Raw genomic sequence first — 16606 nt, 5'->3', positions numbered from 1 at the left:
CCCGCTCACGCGATGCCTCCGTTGTGCTGGTCCCCGCCGAATCCGTTCAGACCGCCGAGTCCGTCGGGTCCGTTCGGGCCGAGTCCGTCGGGTCCGTCGGGTCCGTTCGGGCCGAGTCCGTCGGGTCCGTCGGGGCCGTTCGGGCCGGGGAGGCCGGGGAGGCCGATCGGGCCGCCCCTGCCGTCGGTTCCGTTCGAGCCCGCCTGGCCGTCGAAGCCGGGCTGGCCGTCGAAGCCCGCCTGGCCGTCGAAGCCCGCCTGGCCGTTGAAGCCCGCCTGGCCGTCGAAGCCCGGCTGGCCGCCGTCGAACACGCCGGATCCCGGGTTCGCGCCGAAGGGGTCGAAGCCGTCCGTCCCGTGTGCCGCCGGGTGGGCGGGGTGGATCCCGCCCTCACCGGGCTGCGCCTGGTGAGGGATGAGCGCCTCCGCCTCGGCCGCGCTCGCCTCGCGCTCGGCGACGACCTCGCGGACCGCCTCGATGACGCCCTTGTAGCCCGAGCAGCGGCAGAGGTTGCCGCACAGCGCCTGGCGGGTCTCCAGGTCGCTGGGGGCGTGGTTGCCCTCCAGCAGGTCATGGATGGTCATGGCCATGCCGGGCACGCAGAACCCGCACTGCACCCCTCCCGACCTGCACAACGCCTGCTGCACGTCCGAGAGTTCCCCGCCGCTCGCGAGGCCCTCGACGGTGCGCACCTCGCTGCCGGCCGCCGTCGCCGCCGGGACCAGGCACGACGCGACGAGCCGCCCGTCGACCTGGACCGCGCAGGCTCCGCACTCGCCCTGCGAGCAGCCGTCCTTGGCGCCGGCCAGGCCGAGGCGCTCGCGCAGCACGTACAGCAGGGACTCGCCGATCCACGCCCCGGTGACGGGCCGGTCGGCGCCGTTGACCCGCAGGACGTAGGACGCCGCCGGGTGCTCGTGATGGGCGACGGCGGGGACCCGCTCTTCCTCGTACGCCGTCTCCTGCACCGGGAAGGCCCCGGTGTCGCCCTCGGCCGGGGGCGTGACACCGCTGTCGGCACCGCCGTCACCCGGCACGGGCGCGGCCTCCGCTTCGGCCGGAGCCGCCGCCGGGGGCTCCGCGAAGCCGTGTCCGGCGGTCCCGGCGCCCTCCGCGCCGGCGTCGGCCTCCACCGGACGCGGCCGCTCGCCCTCGACGGGCATCTCGGCCGGGCCGTGGGAGGCCTCGATGTCCGGAGCGGCCGCGGGCACGGCCTCGGGCTCCGGCCCGGCCTGGAGGTAGCCCTCGGGCAGCGGGGTGCCCACGCCGGGGCCGCCCAGCACCCTCGGACCGCGTCCCGCCGACGGCGAGCCCGCGGGCGCGCCGGCGGCGCCGCCCGGGAGCACCCCGGAGCTCAGCAGCACCCCGGCAGCCGCCTCGGGTGCCGCGGGCGCGTCCCAGGGGGCGGAGGCCCCGCCGGACGGCACCGCCGGGGCCGCCTGGCCCCAGCCGCCGTCCAGGGCGTGGTCACCCGTGCCGCCGGGCAGCGTCCACTGCCCCGTGGCCATCGCGTCCTCCGGGCGGTGCACCGCCTCGGGGAACTGCCACTCGGCGGTCGCGCCGGGATCCGGGTCGGCGTGGGCGTCGGCGTAGGGGTCGGCGTGCGGGCCGACGTGCAGCCCGCCGCCCAGCGTCCCGTGCGGCCCGCCGCCGGGCGACTCCGCGTGCAGCGCACCGCCGTGCGAACCGCCGTGCGGCGCGCCCTGCGGTTCCGCGTGCAGGGCACCGCCCGCAAGGTCCGCGTGCGGCGCACCGCCCGACGGGTCGAAGTGCAGTCCGCCGCCCAGCGTGCCGTGCGGCCCGCCGCCGGCCGGCTCCGCGTGCGGGGCGCCGCCCTGCGGGTCGGCCTCCGCCTCCCCCGCGGGCGCCGCCGCGAAGGCGGCCGCGACCGACGCCGGGAGCGGGATCGATGCCGGGATCGGCGCGCGGGCGGCCGCCTGCGCGGCGGCCTCGGCGGCCGGGCCGGCGCCCGCCCCGGGAGCCGTCCCCGAGCCGGCGTCCGGCCACTGCACCGGCATCGTCCAGGTACCGGTGGCGGAGGGGTCCGTACTGCCCGACCCCAGCGGCAGGATCATCGGCGGCGGCACGAAGCCGTGCCCGGGCGCCGCGAGCGGCTCCCCGCGATCGAGCGCGTCCAGCATCTCCTGCGGCAGCTGCACGAAGGCCGTGGCCTCGTTGTCGTACTCGCCGCCCTGCGGGACCGGCTCCCAGCCCCAGCCGTCGCCGGCTCCGGCAGCCTGCCCCGCGTTCCCCGTAGTTCCGCTCACGTTCTCGTTCTCGCTCATGAGGTCAGCGCCCTCCCCAGGGCCCTGCGCGCCAGCACGGCCACCGTCCGCCGCAGGTGGAGTACCGCCGAGGACACCTGCTCCCCCTGGTCGGGCACGCAGGCGGCCGCGACGTACTCGCCGAACGCCTCCAGCGCCTCTGGGGCCAGGCTGCGGTCCCCGTCCCAGTCGATCAGCGAGGCCACCCACTGCTCGGCCTCCAGCGGCCGCAGCGGCATCGGGGCCACCGCGCCGATCGCACACCGCACCCCGCGGCGTGCGGGGTCCAGCACGAGCCCCACGGACGCCACCGCGCGCCCCGGGCCGGTACGGCCCGTGGCCTTCAGGAACACCTGGGGGGCGTGCAGCAGCGGCACCCGCACGAAGCCGATCAGTTCGCCCGGCCGCAGCATGTCGCGGCCGGCCAGCAGGTGGGAGACGGGGATCTCGCGCCGCGAGCTTCCCGTGTCACCGAGGCTGCCGGGGCCGACGATCACCAGCTCCGCCTCCAGCGCGGCCAGCACCGGAAGGGCGTCACCGGTCGGCGCGGCCGAGGCGATGTTGCCGCCGAGGGTGCCGGCGTTGCGGATCTGCGGCGGGCCCGCGGCCCGGGCGGCGGCGGCCAGCGCCGGGATCAGAGCGGCGAAATCCGGCCGACCCATCCGGGCGTGCGTCAGTCCGGCGCCGAGCAGCGCGTGCCCGTCCTGGTACTGCCAGCCGCGGATCTCGTTGATCCGGCCGAGGCCGACCAGGGCGGCGGGGCGCAGCAGCCCGGCGTTGACGGCGGCCATGAGGTCGGTGCCGCCCGCCACGGGCACGGCCGCGGGCATGGCGGCGAGTGCCGCGACGGCCTCGTCGAGCGAGGCCGGCAGCATCACGGACTGCGCCCGCTCCGCCTGCGGCCCGAGAGCCGAGTGCGGTGCGTGCGGCCCCTGAGCCGAATGCGGTGTGTGCGGTGCGTGCGTGGTCAACCCGGCTGCCCCTTCCCGATGTCCCGGTCCCGGCGCTCACGCCTGTCCGCCGTACGGTACGTGCTCACCGCCGGGACGTGGCAACTCTGGCACATCTTCGGGACCGCCCGGCGCGAGGGTCGCCCGCGCACCGGGTGCCGGTCCGCGCTCCGGCGGCGCCGGCGGGCGGCCGGGGCGGGGGGTGCGGGCGGGGCCGGACAGCGCCCGCGCAGGGTGCGTCCCACCTCTGCCCGAACGTCCGTTTTCCCCCGGATCGGCCTTGTTTGAGCGAGAGTTCCAAAGGTTCCCGAAGAGTTCCGCTTCCGGATGGGCGGCGCCGGAGCGCCCCCCGCGCCCCCGGGTCACACGATCGGGGGCGCGCCTTCGCGCGGGCGTCCCGACACCCCCGGCCGCCGCTGCCACGGCAACGGTCCGGCCGGTGGCCGATAGTCGACCCCGAGGGCGTCCAGGCGCGCCAGATGGGCGCTCGCGCGCCTCTCGAACCCGGCCCAGTCACGGGATTCCGGTTCCGGCAGCCGCGACCACACCGTCTCGGCGAAGGCGGCCAGCCGGGGGAACACCTGGTAGTCGACGCGGGCCTGGTTCTCCATCACCTCGGTCCACACGTTGGCCTGGGCGCCCAGTACGTGCGCGGCGGCCTCCGGCGACAGCTTCGGCGGCACGGGCTCGAAGCGGTACACGTCCTCCAGGGTGCGCACGTACCCGATGGGCATCGGCTCGTCGGGGCCATCCGCCTGACGGTGGTCCAGGTACACCTGCTGCTCGGGGCACATCACCACGTCGTGCCCGGCCTCGGCGGCGGCGACGCCGCCCGCGTAGCCGCGCCAGGAGGACACGGCGGCGCCGTCGGCGAGTCCGCCCTCCAGGATCTCGTCCCAGCCGATGAGCCGGCGGCCGCGGTCGGCGAGCCAGCCGTCGAAGTGGCGGATGAACCAGGACTGCAGCCCGTCCTCCCCGTCCACGCCCAGTTCGCGGACGCGTGCCTGCGCGGCGGGCGAGGCCCGCCACTGCTCCTTGGGGCACTCGTCGCCGCCGACGTGGACGAACGGCGAGACCTCGGCCGGGAAGAGCTCCAGCAGCTCCTCGAAGACCCCTTCGTAGAAGCGCAGTACCTCCTCGGTCGGCGCGAGGACGTTCTCGCTGATGCCCCAGTCGTCCCACACGCCCAGGGCCGCGGTGTCCACGACGTCCGTGTTGCCCAGCCGGGGATAGGCGGCGATGGCGGCCTGGGAGTGACCGGGGACGTCGATCTCGGGGACGACCCGGACGTGCCGCTCGGCGGCGTACGCGACGATCTCGCGGATGTCGTCCTGGGTGTAGAAGCCGCCGTGCGGGGTCTCGTTCCACAGCGGGGAGGCGCGGTGGCCCCACCGGCTGCGGGCCCGCCAGGCGCCCACCTCGGTGAGCCGGGGGTGGCGCCTGATCTCGATCCGCCAGCCCTGGTCGTCCGTCAGGTGCAGGTGGAGCACGTTCAGCTTGTGGGCGGCGAGCAGGTCGATGTGGCGCAGCACCCCGTCCTTGGGCGTGAAGTGCCGGGCGGTGTCGAGCATCATGCCGCGCCATCCGAAGCGCGGGCTGTCGGTGACGGCCGCGTAGGGCAGGCTCCAGGCCCGTCCGGGCCGCAGCGGCGCCCGCCGGTACGCGTCGGGGCCGAGCAGCTGACGCAGCGTCTGGGCGCCCCAGAACAGCCCGGCGGCGTCTCCGCCGGTCAGGTCGACGCCGTCGGCGCCGATGTCGAGGCGGTACGCCTCGGGCCGGAGCCCGTCCGCTCCCCCGGCCTCGATCCGCAGCCGTACGTCGCCCCGCGCGCCGGCGGGGGGCGCGGGCAGCGTCCATCCGGTGGCGGCGCCCACCTCCCGGCGCAGCCAGCGCGCGACGCCCCCGGTCCCGGGCCCGGCGTCGAGCACGGGCTCGGGCCCGAACGCGTAACGGCGTCCCTCCGGGTCGGGAACGGCACTCTCGGGTAGCGGGATCAGGTCCATGCGTCAGCCCTCCGCGGAAGCCGGCCGGTCGCCCCCGCGGAGGCGGCGGCAGCCGTCCGCGGCGTCCCGCACGGCACCCGTCCCGCGGGGCGACGCTCGTCGCGCCGACCCTAACCCGCCCCGCGCACACGGCGAAGGCCCCCGGACGCGCTCACGCGCATCGGGGGCCTTCGGCGGCGGAAGTCAGGACCCTGCTACTTGTCCTTGCCGCCCTTGTCCTTGTCGCCGCCGGCGCCCATGGACTCGTAGATCTCCTTGCACATGGGGCAGACGGGGTACTTCTTCGGGTCGCGGCCCGGGACCCAGACCTTGCCGCAGAGCGCCACGACGGGGGTGCCGTCGAGCGCGCTCGCCATGATCTTGTCCTTCTGGACGTAGTGGGCGAAGCGCTCGTGGTCGCCGTCGCCGTGGGACACCTGCGGCGTCGGTTCTACGAGGGTCCCCGTACCAGTCCCGCGCTCGGGCTCAAGAGTGCTCATAAAACCAGGGTACTGAACCCCGCCGGGCTCAGTTCAGCGACGGGTCGTCCAGATAGGTGGCGACCATCGCGAGCTCGCTGCGCTGGCGGCGCAGCACCGCCCGCCACAGCCGTTCGGGGTCGGGGTGGGAGACGTCGCCGGGTTCGGAGTCGACGACGTACCAGGCGCCGCCGCCCAGCTCGTCCTCCAACTGGCCGGGGCCCCATCCGGAGTACCCGGCGAAGATGCGCAGGGCGCCCAGGGCGGCGGCGAGGAGTTCGGGCGGTGCCTCCAGGTCGACGAGGCCGATCGCCCCGTGCACCCGGCGCCAGCCGATCGGGCCCTCCTCCCCGGGTATCACCGCGACGCCCAGGGCCGAGTCCAGTGCGACGGGGCCGCCCTGGAACACCACCCCCGGATCGCCGGCCAGCGGGGCCCAGGGGAGCAGGATGTCGCGGACGTCCACGGGGGTGGGCCGGTTGAGGACCACGCCGAGCGAGCCCTGCTCGTCGTGGTCGAGCAACAGCACCACCGCGCGGTCGAAATTCGGGTCCGCGAGGGCGGGGGTGGCCACGAGCAGCCGCCCTGTGAGGGAGGACACCTCGGTCATGGGCACATGATCTCGCACAATCGCCCTTCGGGGGGAGCGGGCGGCGGTATCGGATCAAGCGCAGCTCAGGGCGCACGGCGGCAGAGAGGAGCGCGCGCCGTCCCGGGCGCCGGAACGCAACACTCCGCTACCTGGCGGACACCGAGGGTGCCGTGCCGTATTCATGACAGTCCTACGGCCCCGTCACCCATACAAACATGGGGGTGGTGGCCCTTACCCTTACGTCTGGTCCCCTGCCCATCCACTCCGGAACGCGAGATCCATGACCGGCAACGATGTCCTGCTTGTCCACGGCGGAACCCCGCTCGAGGGCGAGATCCGTGTCCGCGGTGCGAAGAACCTCGTGCCGAAGGCCATGGTGGCCGCCCTGCTCGGCAGCGAGCCGAGCCGACTGCGCAATGTTCCCGACATCCGTGACGTGCGGGTCGTGCGCGGTCTGCTCCAGCTGCACGGCGTGACCGTGCGCCCCGGCGAAGAGCCGGGCGAGCTGATCCTCGACCCGACCTACGTCGAGAGTGCGAACGTCGCCGACATCGACGCGCACGCGGGCTCCTCCCGCATCCCGATCCTCTTCTGCGGCCCGCTGCTGCACCGCCTCGGCCACGCCTTCATCCCGGGCCTGGGCGGCTGTGACATCGGCGGCCGTCCGATCGACTTCCACTTCGACGTGCTCCGCCAGTTCGGCGCGACCATCGAGAAGCGCGAGGGCGGCCAGTACCTGGAGGCCCCGCAGCGCCTCCGCGGGTGCAAGATCCGCCTGCCCTACCCCTCGGTCGGCTCGACCGAGCAGGTCCTGCTGACGGCCGTCCTGGCCGAGGGCGTGACCGAGCTCAGCAACGCCGCCGTGGAACCGGAGATCGAGGACCTCATCTGCGTACTGCAGAAGATGGGCGCGATCATCTCCGTGGACACCGACCGGACCATCCGGATCACCGGTGTCGACCGCCTGAGCGGCTACAACCACAAGGCGCTCCCGGACCGCCTGGAGGCCGCGTCCTGGGCTTCCGCGGCCCTGGCGACCGGCGGCAACATCTACGTGCGCGGCGCCCAGCAGCGCTCGATGATGACCTTCCTCAACACGTACCGGAAGGTCGGCGGCGCCTTCGAGATCGACGACGAGGGCATCCGCTTCTGGCACCCGGGCGGCCCGCTGAAGGCCATCGCGCTGGAGACGGACGTGCACCCCGGCTTCCAGACCGACTGGCAGCAGCCGCTGGTCGTCGCCCTGACGCAGGCCACGGGCCTGTCGATCGTCCACGAGACGGTGTACGAGTCCCGGCTGGGCTTCACCTCGGCGCTCAACCAGATGGGTGCTCACATCCAGCTGTACCGCGAGTGCCTGGGCGGCAGCGCCTGCCGCTTCGGCCAGCGCAACTTCCTGCACTCGGCGGTCGTCTCCGGCCCGACCAAGCTGCAGGGCGCCGACCTGGTCATCCCCGACCTGCGCGGCGGGTTCTCGTACCTGATCGCGGCGCTGGCGGCCGAGGGCACCTCGCGCGTCCACGGCATCGACCTGATCAACCGCGGCTACGAGAACTTCATGGAGAAGCTCCAGGAGCTCGGAGCCAAGGTCGAGCTGCCCAACGGCGACCTGGTCTGATCTTCCCCCCGCGGGGGCCCTCCGGGGCCCCTGCCGGGCCCCTGCGGGGCCCTGGAAAGGCCTGAGGGCGGCCACCCCCTGCGGGGTGGCCGCCCTCGGCCGTTCTACGTACCACTGCCGTCCCGAGGGCCTGTGCGGCCCTCGGCACAAGGGCGGTACTACTTGCCCTTGGCGGCTTCCTTGAGCTTGGAGCCCGCGGAGACCTTCACGCTGTAGCCGGCCGGGATCTGGATGGGGTCGCCGGTCTGCGGGTTGCGCGCGGTGCGAGCGGCACGGTGGGTGCGCTCGAAGGTCAGGAAGCCGGGGATGGTGACCTTCTCGTCGCCCTTGGCGACGATCTCGCCGACGGTCTCGGCGAGCGCGGCCAGAACGGCGTCGGCGTCCTTGCGGGTCACCTCGGCGCGCTCGGACAGAGCGGCCACCAGCTCACTGCGGTTCATGTTGTACTCCCGTGTTCAACTTGCCTTAGAGGCGTGAGATCGAAGCCGATGCTGCCAGGGCCCTAGGACAGTCCCCGGACCCGGGTCTGAACGTCAGACCCTCTCGCCCGGTTACGCATCCTGCCCCCACCAGCGGCGGGAAAGCCAATCCGGCACCCGCCAGGGTCACACGAAAAGCGCCACAGTCACGCCTCGGTGACGCTCCGTCCGCACCGGGGGCTCCGGTGGATGCGGACCGCGGGCCACGCGGGCATCCCCGCAACCCTATGGGCGCCCCGGCGGGCCCGCATCCCGCGACGCGCCGGGATCAGACCGTGGGCCCCGTCACAGCGGGGGCCTGGGCGGCCTGCGCGGCCTTGCGGACGGCACCCGCGACGGCTCCGGCGACCTTGTCGTTGAAGACGGACGGGATGATGTAGTTCGCGTTCAGCTCGTCCTGGCCGACGACGTCGGCGAGGGCGGCCGCGGCGGCCAGCATCATGTCGGTGTTCACGGTCCGCGACTGGGCGTCCAGCAGGCCGCGGAAGACGCCCGGGAAGACCAGCACGTTGTTGATCTGGTTCGGGAAGTCCGAGCGGCCGGTGGCCACGACGGCGGCCGTCTGACGCGCGACGGCCGGGTCGACCTCCGGGTCCGGGTTCGCGAGCGCGAACACGATGGCACCCTCGGCCATGGCGGCGACGTCCTCGCCGGAGAGCACGTTCGGGGCGGAGACGCCGATGAAGACGTCGGCGCCGACCACGGCCTCCTTGAGGGTGCCGGTGTAGCCCTCGGGGTTGGTGTTGTCGGCGATCCAGCGCAGCGGGGAGTCCGGCGCGGCGTCGACCAGGTCGGGGCGGCCGGCGTGCACGACACCGTGGATGTCGGCGCTGACGGCGTTCTTGACGCCCGCCGCGAGGAGCAGCTTGAGGATGGCCGTACCGGCGGCGCCGGCACCCGACATGACCACCTTGACGTCCTCAACTGCCTTGCCCACCACGCGAAGTGCGTTGGTCAGGGCGGCGAGGACGACGATGGCGGTGCCGTGCTGGTCGTCGTGGAAGACAGGGATGTCGAGGGCCTCGCGCAGGCGGGCCTCGATCTCGAAGCAGCGCGGCGCGGAGATGTCCTCCAGGTTGATGCCGGCGAAGCCCGGGGCGATGGCCTTGACGATGGCGACGATCTCGTCGGCGTCCTGGGTGTCGAGGCAGATCGGCCAGGCGTCGATGCCGGCGAAGCGCTTGAAGAGGGCCGCCTTGCCCTCCATGACGGGCAGCGCGGCCATCGGGCCGATGTTGCCGAGGCCCAGGACGGCGGAGCCGTCGGTCACGACTGCGACGGAGTTGCGCTTGATGGTGAGGCGGCGCGCGTCCTCGGGGTTCTCGGCGATGGCCATGCACACGCGGGCGACGCCCGGGGTGTAGATCATCGAGAGGTCGTCTCGGTTGCGGATGGGGTGCTTGGACGACATCTCGATCTTGCCGCCGAGGTGCATCAGGAAGGTTCGGTCGGAGACCTTGCCGAGGCTGACGCCCTCGATGCCGCGGAGCTTCTCGACGATCTCGTCGGCGTGCGCGGTGGAGGTGGCGGCGATGGTGACGTCGATGCGGAGCTTCTCGTGCCCGGAGGCGGTGACGTCGAGGCCGGTGACCGACCCTCCGGAAGACTCCACGGCGGTGGTGAGCTGGGAGACCGCGGTTCCGCTCGCGGGCACTTCCAGGCGGACCGTCATCGAATACGAGACGCTGGGCGCCGTTGCCATGGCCGTGTTTCCTCTTCTGTCCCTGGTTTCGCTGTACACGGATCCGGCCCGACTCCGTCCGGCGATGGGCGGGTGGGCAGGACCTGTTGTCCGATCGTCCCACCTACCAGCCGGTACAAGGTAACCAGCTACAAATTTCGGAAAGACTCTTCCACCATACGAGAGAACTGTGACGCCCGGAATGGTGGGTTAATACAAAACAGGTCCGCGCCCCCCACTCGGTGGAGGGCGCGGACCTGGTGTCAGGACTAAAGACACCGACCCGCCATGCTCGCCTCGCGGCAAGTGGTCGCTCTAAGCGACGAAGGTTGGGCCCGGGGGCTTGGATCGAGCCGGTGTCGTACCCAGGCTAACAAAGGATCGCCGGAAGCGATCCCCCCTCCCGCGAGTTGGACACACCGGATCACGCGCCTGGCCGCGGGCCGTCCGGGGACGGCCCGCGGCAGTCCTGGCGGGCGTCACGCACGGTCAGGGGCCCGGCGCGGCGACGGCGTGCCGGGGCGGCCCCGGCGGAACTCCGCCACGGCTCCGGCGGAGCTGTGGCGGCCGCCTACGGGGCGGGCGGTCCCCCTGCCGGGGCTATGCCGGCCGCTGCCGGGGCGGACGGGCCCCCGGCCGGGGCGGGCCGGTCACGGCCGGGGCGGACGGGCCCCCGGCCGGGGCGGGCCGGTCACGGCCGGGGCGGACGGGCCCCCGGCCGGGGCGGGCCGGTCACGGCCGGGGCGGGCCGGTCACGGCCGGGGCGGGCGCCGGTCACGGCCGGGCGGGCCGGTCACGGCCGCAGCAGCTCCGGGACCCCGTCCGCGCCCGGCCTGTCGCCCTCCGCCGAGACCACCGTCAGCTGCTGCGTCGCGCGCGTCAGCGCCACGTACAGCACCCGCAGGCCCGCCGGGGACTCCTGCGCGATCTCCGCCGGGGAGACCACCACCGTGGCGTCGTACTCCAGGCCCTTGGCCTCCAGGCTGCCCAGCGCCACCGCCCGCTCGCCCAGGTCCGCCAACCAGCCCGCCGCCTGCGCGCGCCGGTCCATGGCCACGACCACGCCGACCGTGCCGTCCACCTGCTCCAGCAACCGCCGGGTCTCCTCCCGCACCGAGGCGCCCAGGTCCTCCCCGGCCGCCGTGAAGCGGGGCTCCAGGCCCGTCGAACGCACCGCCGTCGGCGGCTCCATGCCCGGCATCGCCAGCTCCAGCACCCGCGCGGCCACCTCCGCGACCTCGGCCGGGTTGCGGTAGTTCACGGTCAGCGTGAACCGCCTGCGCGGCCGGGAGCCGAGCGCCTCGTCCCGCGCGGCAGCCGCCTCGTCCGGGTCCGTCCACGAGGACTGCGCCGGGTCCCCGACGACCGTCCAGGTACCCGTACGGCCCCGCCGGCCCACCATCCGCCACTGCATCGGCGTCAGGTCCTGCGCCTCGTCCACGATCACGTGCGCGTACTCGGTCCGCTCGGCCGCGATCCGCTCCGCCCGCTCCCACTGGGTCTCCTCGCGGGTCGGCATCAGCTCCTCCAGCCCGCTGAGCTGGTCCAGCGGATCCAGCTCCCGCTTCCGCTTCGGGCGGGCCGGCGCGCCGAGGAGCTGGCCCAGCTCGTCCAGCAGCGCCACGTCGTGCACCGAGAGCGGGCCGGAGCCGTCCGCGCCGACCCGGCGCAGCGAACGCGCCAGCTGCCGGGTCTCGCGCGGGTTCAGGTCCCGGCGCGACCAGCGGCCCAGGCGGCGCTCGTCGGCCATCGCGGCCAGCACCCGGCGCGGGGTCAGCTCCGGCCACCAGGCGTTCAGGAAGCCGAGGAAGTCGTCCTCGGTGGAGATGTCCTCGTCGAACGCGCTGCGCAGCTCGGCGGCCAGCTCCGGATCACTGTGCCGGCCGGACGCGCCCGTCTTCGCGTACAGGGCGTCCAGGAGGAGCTTGCGGGCGCGCGGGCGCAGCAGGTTCACGGGGGCGGTGCCGCCGAGCACGTTCTGCCGGATCCGGTTCAGCTCCGGCGCCTCCAGCTCCACGCGGCGGCCGAAGGCCACCACGCGCAGCCGCTCGGGCGCGTCGCCCAGCTCCAAGGCGCCCCGGACGGCCTTCCGGAGCACCTTCAGCATCCGCGAGGAGCCCTTGATCCGGGCGACGGGCGGCTCGTCGTACGTGCTCGCCTCGGCCCCGTCGACGAGCGAGCCGAGCGCCCGGATGGCGACCTGGCCCTCCTCGCCGAGCGAGGGCAGCACGCCCTCGGTGTACGCGACGAGGAGGGGGGTCGGGGAGACGATCAGGATGCCGCCGGAGTAGCGGCGGCGGTCCTGGTAGAGGAGGTACGCGGCACGGTGCAGGGCGACGGCCGTCTTCCCGGTGCCCGGCCCGCCGGCCACCTCCGCGACGGAGGCGGCGGGGGCCCGGATGACCATGTCCTGCTCGGCCTGGATGGAGGAGACGATGTCCCGCATGGTGTGCGTACGGGCCCGCCCGAGTGCGGCCATCAGCGCGCCGTCCCCGATGGCGGGCAGCTCCCGGCCGTCGAGGGAGGCGGTGACCTCCGGGCGCATCAGGTCGTCCTCGACGCCGAGCACCTTGCGGCCCTTGGAGCGGATCACGCGGCGGCGGATGACCCGGCCGGGGTCCTTGGGGGTCGAGCGGTAGAACGGCGCGGCCGCGGGGGCGCGCCAGTCGATCACGAGGGGCGAGTAGTCGGAGTCGAGCACGCCGATGCGGCCGATGTGCAGGGTCTCCGCGATGTCGGCGGTGAGGTCGGCGCGGATCGCGTCGTCGGCGGGCTGGATGGAGGTGTAGGCCCCGTCCGGGCCGCGCTCCCCGTCCTTGCCGAGGACGAGGTCGATCCGGCCGAAGAGGAAGTCCTCGAACTCGTTGTTGAGCCGGTTGAGGTGGATCCCGGCGCGGAACACCTGCGCGTCCCGCTCGGCGAGCGCCCCGGGCGTGCCGACCTGGCCGCGCTGGGCGGCGTCGTTCATGAGGAACTCGGCCTCGTGGATCTTCTCCTCAAGGCGTCGGTACACCTGATCGAGATGCGTCTGCTCGACCGCGATCTCCCGATCGCGGACGGAATCCGCCGTGCTGTCGACAGCGGCATTCTGCGCGGCCACCAAGGCCCCCTTCTGACGTGCATGGGCGACCGTCAACCGTACGCGAATCCAGGCCGTCTCCGCACGCCGGTCTTGGGGGGCGGGCGGTTTGAGGGTACGTGGGGGGTGGGTCGGTGGGGGCGGGGGTCGGCTGGGCGGTGTCAGGGCTGGTTTGGGGGTTTCCCGTCAGTCCCATCGTCCTTCCGTGTCGTCCCGGTCCCTCAAGGGCGCTCACTGCGTTCGCGTCGCTACGCGATGGCCTTCGGCCACCCTTGACCGACCGACCCGCCCCGGAAAGCCGAAAGACTGCCGGGAAACCCCCAAAAGAACGGTCACCGGGCAGGAGGAGGGGAGCGGCCGCGTCAGCGATGAGGCGAGGGGCCGGGGCTCGCCCTGCCGGGCATCCGGGCCCTCAACAGTCGCGATTCCGGGCGAGGGCGCGGCTACCCGCACGAGAGGTTGACCAGAGCGGCCTACGGAGCACCCGGGCGCACCGGATCGCTACGCGCTCCTGTCGGCTCGGCGTCCGGCGACCGTCCGGGGCTGATACCCGCACCAGAGGTTGATCAGAGCGCTGTCGGGCGTCGCAGGCTCCCCTGGTCGGGTGGGGAGCCTGCGGACCGGTCAGGCCTTGAGGGCGCCGACGAGGTGGGCGCGCTCGCGGAGGTCTCGTACTGCCCGGACGGTGCCGTGGGGGCGGAGGCGGAGCTTCATCACCTCGAAGTGTTCGTCGCCCCGGGCGGAGGACAGGGCCTCGTACTCGTCCAGGAAGCGCCCCCACGATTCGCACGCGGCCTCGACGTGGCCGATGGACAGCTGGCGCTGGGCGAGGACCCCGTACGCGTGCAGGCGGCCCTGCCGCTCGTTGGCGGGCTGCAGCCGGATCGATTCGCGCAGGGTCCGTACCGAGCCCGGTACGTCCTTCGTCTCGTTCAGGACGTGGGCGACGTGGAAGAGGTAGGCGGTCCGGTCGTAGCCGCCGATCGACTCCCGCCGGTCGTCCGCCCGGGCGAGCGCCTCCTCGGCTTCCCGCAGCCGGACGAAGGCCCTGCCGCCTGTCGCCGACCATGGCCGCGCCGTGCGCCTGCTGCCCGCGCAGGAACGCCACCAGGCGCGGACCGGCGGAGGGTGCCGCTTCCGCCGCCGAGTCGGCGAGTTCGAGGGCGCGCCTGCCGTAGCCGAGGTTGGAGGCCTGGAGCGACATGCCGCGCAGGGTCCGGCAGTAGGTGACGTGCTCCTCCGCCTCCCCGGCCAGCTTCAGCGCGGACACGTAGTAGTCCTGCCGCGATCACGCGGCGTCGGGACGGATCCATGTCGGCCCTTCCGAGGTCTACGAGTTCCCGCACAGTGTCCGCCTCCGCCGCCCCGCCGGGGGGCGTGAGCCCTGCCTCGGCGTAGGTGACCGGCCGTGCCAGTTTCCGTTCGAACGCCTCGATGATCAGCGCCCTGACCTGCGGCCTCGGCTGGTGTCCCGCCACCCACTGGGACACGGCGGGCTGACCGTACTTGAGCAGGAGCCCGGCCTCCGCGCCGATGCGGTTCACGATCGAGGCGAACTGGCTTCTTGACCATCCGGCCTGCTCAAGGAGCGTCGACAGACCGGTGTTGGGTGTGCGTGAGCGTCGCGCCATGAGCAACTCCCCACAGGTGCATGGCTTGCATGCTTCTCCGACGCTCCAACGGTACTCGCGCGGGGGCTCCGCGCGGTTGCCTCGTCACACCGACCGGTGACCCCTGAAGCAAGGAGCGACCCATGAGCCAGGAGTACGTCCCCCACCGGCTTCTCCGTCAGCACGTGCGCGACATCGCCTCCGGCGCCGAGGGCGTGCTGATGGCCGTGGTCAAGGAGAACGTCTCGGACACCGGCATCGAGCACTGGATGGAACTGGCCTACATCCGTGGTGCGTCCGGCCGCGAGTTCACCACCGCGATCGCCAACGTCGAACCCGCGACGTGATCAGACCAGACGGCGGGCCAGGACCTGCCCCGGCCATTCGCCGGACAGGAAGCTGTCGGTGGAGGTGAAGCCGTTGCGCTCGTAGAAGGCGACCAGCTCGCCCCCGCCGCCCGCCCAGCAGTCCACGCGCAGGAGCTCCAGGCCGGCCCGGCGCGTCTCGTCGGCGGCGTGCGCCAGCAGGGCCGCGCCGATGCCCAGACCCTGCCGCGCCCGGTCGGAGACGAGCAGCCGCACGTACAGCTCAGGCTCCTCAGTCGGCTTGATCGGCATCTGGGGACTGGGACCGGAGTCCAACACCATGGCCCCGACCGGGACACCGTCCAGCTCGGCGATCCACGGCGTGTTCTCGGTCAGGTACCGCTCGACCCGCTCCACCCCGCCGGGCTTCTGCGAGTACGGGGTGGTGCCCCACTGATCGGTGTTGCCACGGGAGTTCATCCACGCGACCGCGCCGTCGAGCATGTCGAGCACGGCCGGAGCGTCCGCGAGGACACCGGGTCGGATACGTATGCCAGCTGTCGTGTCGTTCACCCTTGAAGCCTAGCCAGCGCCTGTCCGACCAATCTCGCGACCGTCTTCCGACGGCTGGAACGCGGGGAAGCAGGCCCGTTCTGACCCGAACAGGTGGAGCCGGGGTGACGCGCCAGAACGGGTGATCCAGCGGATCGATTCATCACCTGACACCTCTCCTATGGTCGGGCTCGCACCTCCCCTTCGTGCGCTTTCGATCACTTCCGGAAGGGATTTCCCTCTGATGAAGCTCCGCAGCACCCTCGGCGCCTGTCTCGGCGCCCTCACGCTTGTCCTGTCGATGTCCGGCTCGGCCCAGGCCGCCCAGGGCAACTTCCACTACAAGTACGTGGACGGCCACGGCCAGGAGCAGTACGCCACGCTGCACGACCCGCACAGTGGCAAGTGCATCAACCTCTACCCTGTCGGCGACGACGACGAGCTGCCCGCCTACGGCCCGCACAACCAGACCGACACCGCCGTGACCGTCTACCTCAACGCGAGCTGCGAAGGCTCTCAGTGGCGGCTGCGGGCCAATGGCGCGCCGGCCAAGGACACCCTGGAGGTCCGCTCCGTCCGCTTCGACGCCCCGTAGGACGGGGAATACCCGAAGGTGCAGGCCGTCCACGCGGCCCGCATCGGGAGTGCACACCAGGCCGTCCGGTCGTGCTCGTCGATGCCTCTCGGTCCGTCGTCCACAACCACAACTGCGGCACCAGCCTCAGACGGTCGTCCGACGCCGAAATCCGCGAAGTCGCGTGGGGATCTGACGCGCCCACCGGCTCCTGGGCCGCTCTGGTCGGCATGTGGTCCGGGTATCAGCCCCGGACGGTCGCCGGACGCCGAGCCGACAGGAGCGCGTAGCGATCTGGTGCGTCTGAGGGTCCCGTGGGCCGCTCTGATCGACCTCTCGTGCGGGTAGTCGCGCCCCTGGTCCGGAATCGTGACTGTTGAGGGCCCGGATGCCCGGTCGGCCATGGCCCGGTCCCGTCGCCTCATCGCTGACGGACCCGTC

Annotated in this window: 12 protein-coding genes and 1 pseudogene; 3 read left to right on the top strand and 10 right to left on the bottom strand. The window is 73.3% G+C overall.

Features of this window, described 5'->3' with window-relative positions; all coding sequences use genetic code 11:
* Positions 1–5: 5 nt before the first annotated feature.
* From ACZ597_RS22540 to ACZ597_RS22520, 5 genes are all read right to left on the bottom strand, one after another.
* Complete coding sequence (locus ACZ597_RS22540) at positions 6–2285, bottom strand: (2Fe-2S)-binding protein (RefSeq protein WP_471332893.1); 2280 nt, start codon at positions 2283–2285, stop codon at positions 6–8.
* Positions 2282–3139 (bottom strand): FAD binding domain-containing protein, encoded by an 858-nt coding sequence (locus tag ACZ597_RS22535; RefSeq protein ID WP_471333412.1) that lies wholly within the window; start codon positions 3137–3139, stop codon positions 2282–2284. The genes ACZ597_RS22540 and ACZ597_RS22535 overlap by 4 nt, the downstream gene beginning before the upstream one ends.
* Before the next feature lie 437 nt (positions 3140–3576).
* The gene (locus ACZ597_RS22530; protein ID WP_471332890.1) at positions 3577–5217 is read right to left on the bottom strand and encodes a beta-N-acetylhexosaminidase; all 1641 of its coding nucleotides are present in this window, start codon (positions 5215–5217) and stop codon (positions 3577–3579) included.
* A gap of 194 nt (positions 5218–5411) precedes the next feature.
* Entirely contained in the window at positions 5412–5696 is a 285-nt protein-coding gene (locus tag ACZ597_RS22525) for a DUF3039 domain-containing protein (RefSeq protein WP_007264396.1), read from the bottom strand.
* A gap of 28 nt (positions 5697–5724) precedes the next feature.
* Entirely contained in the window at positions 5725–6285 is a 561-nt protein-coding gene (locus ACZ597_RS22520) for a YqgE/AlgH family protein (protein ID WP_471332887.1), read from the bottom strand.
* Positions 6286–6547: 262 nt separating this feature from the next.
* On the opposite strand from ACZ597_RS22520, the gene murA reads away from it, so the two are divergent.
* Entirely contained in the window at positions 6548–7885 is a 1338-nt protein-coding gene (murA, locus tag ACZ597_RS22515; protein WP_007264398.1) for a UDP-N-acetylglucosamine 1-carboxyvinyltransferase, read from the top strand.
* A gap of 158 nt (positions 7886–8043) precedes the next feature.
* Here murA and ACZ597_RS22510 read toward each other — a convergent pair whose 3' ends face one another.
* The 4 genes and pseudogenes from ACZ597_RS22510 to ACZ597_RS22495 form a co-directional block, all read right to left on the bottom strand.
* A complete protein-coding gene (locus tag ACZ597_RS22510; protein WP_007264399.1) occupies positions 8044–8325 on the bottom strand; it encodes an HU family DNA-binding protein in 282 nt (93 codons plus the stop codon).
* A 307-nt stretch (positions 8326–8632) separates the two neighbouring features.
* Positions 8633–10066, bottom strand: coding sequence for an NAD-dependent malic enzyme (locus ACZ597_RS22505; RefSeq protein ID WP_471332884.1), 1434 nt, complete (start codon positions 10064–10066; stop codon positions 8633–8635).
* Positions 10067–10838: 772 nt separating this feature from the next.
* Positions 10839–13145 (bottom strand): HelD family protein, encoded by a 2307-nt coding sequence (locus tag ACZ597_RS22500; protein ID WP_471332881.1) that lies wholly within the window; start codon positions 13143–13145, stop codon positions 10839–10841.
* A 603-nt stretch (positions 13146–13748) separates the two neighbouring features.
* Positions 13749–14755, bottom strand: a pseudogene (locus tag ACZ597_RS22495) (hypothetical protein).
* A gap of 122 nt (positions 14756–14877) precedes the next feature.
* Here ACZ597_RS22495 and ACZ597_RS22490 point away from each other — a divergent pair.
* Positions 14878–15081, top strand: coding sequence for a hypothetical protein (locus ACZ597_RS22490; protein WP_471332879.1), 204 nt, complete (start codon positions 14878–14880; stop codon positions 15079–15081).
* Here ACZ597_RS22490 and ACZ597_RS22485 read toward each other — a convergent pair whose 3' ends face one another.
* Complete coding sequence (locus ACZ597_RS22485; protein WP_471332876.1) at positions 15082–15612, bottom strand: GNAT family N-acetyltransferase; 531 nt, start codon at positions 15610–15612, stop codon at positions 15082–15084.
* A 223-nt stretch (positions 15613–15835) separates the two neighbouring features.
* Between ACZ597_RS22485 and ACZ597_RS22480 the strand changes: the two genes are divergently transcribed.
* Entirely contained in the window at positions 15836–16186 is a 351-nt protein-coding gene (locus ACZ597_RS22480) for a hypothetical protein (RefSeq protein WP_470976502.1), read from the top strand.
* Positions 16187–16606: the final 420 nt, after the last annotated feature.

The organism is Streptomyces sp. NPDC040718, from assembly GCF_055593565.1.
This window is presented reverse-complemented; position numbering and strand designations above follow the sequence as displayed.

What these genes read in the sequence shown, in the direction of transcription:
- ACZ597_RS22540 (WP_471332893.1), bottom strand. Translation starts at nt 2,285, where the DNA reads ATGAGCGAGAACGAGAACGTGAGCGGAACTACGGGGAACGCGGGGCAG.
- ACZ597_RS22535 (WP_471333412.1), bottom strand. Translation starts at nt 3,139, where the DNA reads ATGCTGCCGGCCTCGCTCGACGAGGCCGTCGCGGCACTCGCCGCCATG.
- ACZ597_RS22530 (WP_471332890.1), bottom strand. Translation starts at nt 5,217, where the DNA reads ATGGACCTGATCCCGCTACCCGAGAGTGCCGTTCCCGACCCGGAGGGA.
- ACZ597_RS22525 (WP_007264396.1), bottom strand. Translation starts at nt 5,696, where the DNA reads ATGAGCACTCTTGAGCCCGAGCGCGGGACTGGTACGGGGACCCTCGTA.
- ACZ597_RS22520 (WP_471332887.1), bottom strand. Translation starts at nt 6,285, where the DNA reads ATGACCGAGGTGTCCTCCCTCACAGGGCGGCTGCTCGTGGCCACCCCC.
- murA (WP_007264398.1), top strand. Translation starts at nt 6,548, where the DNA reads ATGACCGGCAACGATGTCCTGCTTGTCCACGGCGGAACCCCGCTCGAG.
- ACZ597_RS22510 (WP_007264399.1), bottom strand. Translation starts at nt 8,325, where the DNA reads ATGAACCGCAGTGAGCTGGTGGCCGCTCTGTCCGAGCGCGCCGAGGTG.
- ACZ597_RS22505 (WP_471332884.1), bottom strand. Translation starts at nt 10,066, where the DNA reads ATGGCAACGGCGCCCAGCGTCTCGTATTCGATGACGGTCCGCCTGGAA.
- ACZ597_RS22490 (WP_471332879.1), top strand. Translation starts at nt 14,878, where the DNA reads ATGAGCCAGGAGTACGTCCCCCACCGGCTTCTCCGTCAGCACGTGCGC.
- ACZ597_RS22480 (WP_470976502.1), top strand. Translation starts at nt 15,836, where the DNA reads ATGAAGCTCCGCAGCACCCTCGGCGCCTGTCTCGGCGCCCTCACGCTT.